The 4,143-nt window shown below is 64.4% G+C and carries 4 protein-coding genes; all 4 read left to right on the top strand.

What is annotated here, in order from left to right:
• Positions 1-345: 345 nt before the first annotated feature.
• Positions 346-1,503, top strand: coding sequence for an ABC transporter substrate-binding protein (locus tag VN004_RS21440; protein WP_325614209.1), 1,158 nt, complete (start codon positions 346-348; stop codon positions 1,501-1,503).
• 170 nt (positions 1,504-1,673) lie between these two features.
• On the top strand, positions 1,674-2,546 hold the full coding sequence (locus tag VN004_RS21435; RefSeq protein WP_325614208.1) for a branched-chain amino acid ABC transporter permease: 873 nt from the start codon (positions 1,674-1,676) through the stop codon (positions 2,544-2,546).
• Positions 2,539-3,618 (top strand): branched-chain amino acid ABC transporter permease, encoded by a 1,080-nt coding sequence (locus VN004_RS21430; protein ID WP_325614207.1) that lies wholly within the window; start codon positions 2,539-2,541, stop codon positions 3,616-3,618. Before VN004_RS21435 ends, VN004_RS21430 begins: the two co-directional genes overlap by 8 nt.
• On the top strand, positions 3,615-4,143 hold a 529-nt coding region (locus tag VN004_RS21425; RefSeq protein WP_325614206.1), incomplete at its 3' end, for an ABC transporter ATP-binding protein. The genes VN004_RS21430 and VN004_RS21425, both read left to right, overlap by 4 nt.

Here is a 4,143-nt window from a genome sequence, read left to right as displayed (position 1 = left end):
CCGAACAGGACGGCGAGCCGGTGACGCCGACGCGCAAGGTGAAGCGCAACCTGATGTACGATCGCTTCAAGGATCTGGTCGAAGGCATGTACGACGACACGGAGGAGCGGATGCTCGCTGCAGGTGCGGGCGATGCGCTGCTCTAGTTCTTCTCCCCTCCCCCCGCGAGCGAAGCGAGTGGCGGGGAGGGGTCGGGGGTGGGGGGCCACAACAACAGCCCCCCACCCCGGCTCGCATTCGCTTCGCTCACGCTCGCCGACCCTCCCCACCGCTTCGCGGGGGGAGGGAAAAGAAGCGACGCAAGTCGCGCGTTGAATGACAACAATCGAACGAGGGAGAACGCCAATGCTGAAACGGAGCCTGATGGGCGCAATTGCTGCGCTCGCCATTGCATTGCCCGCCACGGCGCAGGAGACCTACACCATCGGCCTGACCGGCGCGATGACGGGACCTGCCGCCGGCACGCTCGGACCAGCCGTCGAAGGCCTGCGCCTCTATATCGACAAGCTCAATGCATCGGGCGGCATCGACGGCCGCAAGGTGAACCTGATCCTGCAGGACGATTCCGCCGAAGCATCCAAGGCCGCCGCGAATGTGAAGCGGCTGGTGGCGCAGGACAATGTGCCGGTTCTGGTCAATGCAAGCCTGTCCTCGACCTACGCACCGATGCTCGCGGAAACCAAGCGCGCCGGTGTGCCTGTCCTCTTCATGGGCGCGGTTTGCCCGAAGGAAGTGCTGCCGCCGAACGCCGATCCGTTGCAATTCTGCTCGACCGGCTTCGCGCAGACCTATGACAGCCGCGCTGCGCTCGCTTACGTCAAGAGCGTCGCCAAGGGTCCGGTGAATGTCGGCTATGCCGCGATGGCCATTCCGATCTCGCGTTCGGAAATCGATTTCGCGGCGGCCGAAGCCGAGAAGATGGGCTTCAAGACCGTCGCCAAGGAAGTGATCCCGCCGCCGACGCCGGACTACACGCCGTTCGCGACCAAGATCAAGGATGCAGGCGCGAACTGGGCGTTCTCCTGGGCGCCGTGGGTGACAGAGATCCGCACCTTCGAGGCGCTGCGCCGTCTCGGCTGGGACGGTGAATATCTCACCATCGCGCATCTCGAAGCCGAGGGTGAATTGCCGCGCGTGAAGGACCCGAAGTTCTACGTGATGGGTGCGAATTCCTTCTATGCCGACGGATTGCCGATCCATAAGGAGATCGAGGCGGCGGCGAAGGCCGGCGGCGCCAAGTATCCTGTCAACCAGATGACCGAAGGCTGGCTCGGCGGTCTCGCGCTCGAAGCTGCGTTGCGCAAGGCCGGCTGGCCCGCCACCAAGGAAAAGATCGCAGCCGCGATGTCGGACCTGAAGGTCGATACCAAGGGGCTGCGCGGCGTGCCCATGGTCTGGACCAAGGATAATCACTTCCGCACCCAACAGGCCTATCGCGTCTATCGCTGGGACGGCGGCAAGATCGGCGTGCTGCAGGACTGGAAGGTCTACGACGTGCAGTGAGGTACGCGGCACGAAACCATACACTCCGCTCGCCCCCGCGAAGGCGGGGGCCCGGCACAAGCCTGCAAGCGGATGCTTGTGACTCCGGGTTCCCGCCTTTGCGGGGACGAGCGGAATACTAACGCCTTGCACGAGTGGCTATGTCGCAGTCGAAGTCTGAAAGCTGACCCTTGCAACTCCTCGTCAATATCCTCGTCCTCTCATCCATCTACGCACTGATCGCCTGCGGCTATGTGCTGATCTATCGGGTCAGCCGCGTGCTCAATCTCGCGCACGGCGAGCTAATGATGGTCGGCTCGTACCTGCTGCTTACCACGGCCTGGATGTTCGCAGGCTCTCCGGTCACCGCGATCGCGTCGGCGGTCATGCTGAGCCTGACGGTCGGCGTGCTGGTCTACATCTTCCTGATGCGCAAGATGACCGGCGAGATGGTGCTCGCCGCCGTGCTCACCACCGTGGCGCTCGGCATTCTACTGCGCGGCCTGATGGTGCTGATCTGGTCGGCGCAGCAGCAATATCCGGCGCAGGCGCTTGGCTTTTCCAATCCGGCGTTGCTCCTGCCCGGCGGCGCGCGCATTTCGCTGTTCGCCGCGATCCTGATCGGCGTGACGATCCTGACCTACGCGGCTCTCTTCACTTTCCTTCGCTTTGGCGCATGGGGCGTGCGCATGCGCGCGGCGGGACAAAATCCGCTGCTCGCGGCGCAGCGCGGCATCAACCTGCATGCAGTCTATGCGCTCGCCTGGGGGCTCTCGACGCTGACCGGATCGCTCGCCGGCATGCTGATCTCGCTCGATTCCGGGCTGACCGGCTCGATGGTCATCATCGGGCTGAAAGCCTTCCCGGCGGCGCTTGTCGGCGGCCTCGACTCGCTGGTCGGCGCCATCGTCGGCGCGCTCATCATCGGCATCTGCGAGGTGCTGGCGATCCAGTATATCGATCCACTTCTCTCCGACGTGATCCCGTTCATCGTGCTGATCGCGTTCCTGATCGTCCGGCCCTGGGGCCTGTTCGGCACCCGCGAGGAGCTCGACCGTGTCTAGTCAGCCGCGCGCCTCGGGCTATTTCCGCACCAGCTATTCGCAGGACTTGGCGCTCGTGCAGACGCGCTTCCAGCGCGTCAGCGCGGTTGCGTTCGTCATTGTCCTCCTTGGCTTTCCGCTGATCGCCTCGAACTTCTATCTCGATCTGGCGACGCAGGTATTCCTCGCATCGGTCGGCGCGCTGTCGCTGATGCTGCTCACCGGTTACGCAGGCCTGATCTCGCTCGGCCATGCGGGCCTCCTTTGCGCCGGCGCGTTCACCGCCGGCATCCTGTTCAAGGAGTTCAACACCCCGATCTGGCTGACGCTGCCGGCCGCGGCCATCGTCGGCGCGATGCTCGGCGTGATCTTCGGGTTGCCGTCGCTGCGGCTGCGCGGACTCTATCTCGCAGTCTCCACCCTCGCGCTGCATTTCATCGTGGTCTATCTCGGCGGCGAATACGAAACCAAGCGCGGCTTCTCCACCGGCATCACCATCGATGCGCCGTTCGTGTTCGGCTACGAACTCTATGGCGGCCGCACCTGGTACTACGTCATGCTGGCCTTCGCGGCGCTGACGCTCCTCCTCTGCGTCAACCTGATGCGAACCCGCACCGGCCGCGCCTGGCGTGCGATCCATGCGCACGAAACCGTCGCCGAAGCGCTCGGCATCAATGTCGCCGCCTACAAGCTGCTCGCCTTCGTGATCTCCTCCGCCATCGCCGCCGTCGCCGGCGCGTTGTTCGCCTATTATCGCAGCTTCGTCTCGGTGGAGGCCTTCTCGCTGTTCCTCACCATCCAGTATGTCGCCATGGTGATCATCGGCGGCATGGGATCGCTGCTCGGCGCCATCCTCGGCGCGCTGTTCGTCACGCTGTTTCCCTATGTGATCGAGGGCGCGCTGCTGAAGCTGCCGAATGCGCAGGCCTATGCCGGGCAATTGTTCGCGGTGAACTATGCCGGCTTCGGCCTCGTGATGATCCTGTTTCTCGTGTTTGAGCCGCTTGGCCTTGTCGGCATCTGGCATCGCATCCAGACTTACTTCCTGCTCTGGCCGTTCAAGCATCGCCCGGTCGCGGGAGCGCGCAAATGAACGCGCCACTTCTCACCGCCGAAAAGCTGGCCGTGGTCTATCACCACGCCATTACCGCGATTCAGGGCGTATCGCTCACCGTGAACGAGGGCCAGATCGTTGCGATCCTCGGCACCAATGGCGCTGGCAAGTCCACGACGCTGCGTGCGCTCTCCGGCTTTCTCGGCATCGACAATGCGCGGGTCACCGAAGGCTCCATCACCTTCAAGGGCCAGCGCATCGAGAACCGCCCGCCGAACGAACTGACCCGGCTCGGCATCGCGCTGATCCCCGAACGCGAGAAGGTGTTCCCCAATCTCACCGTCGCCGACAATCTCGCAGCGCCCTTCGCGCCGGCGATGAGCAAGGCCGAACGCCGCCGGCGCGAGGAGCAGATCTACGGCTTCTTCCCGCGCCTCGGTGATCTGCGCGCGCGCATCGGCGGCCTCCTCTCCGGCGGCGAGCGGCAGATGCTGGCGCTCGCATCGGGGCTGATGTGCAAGCCGCAGCTTCTGCTCGTTGACGAGCTCTCGCTCGGCCTCGCGC

This window comes from Pseudorhodoplanes sp., assembly GCF_035565855.1.
Classification (GTDB): Bacteria; Pseudomonadota; Alphaproteobacteria; order Rhizobiales; family Xanthobacteraceae; genus Pseudorhodoplanes.
The sequence above is the reverse complement of the archived record's forward strand: the minus strand, read 5'-3'. Positions and strand labels throughout refer to the sequence as shown.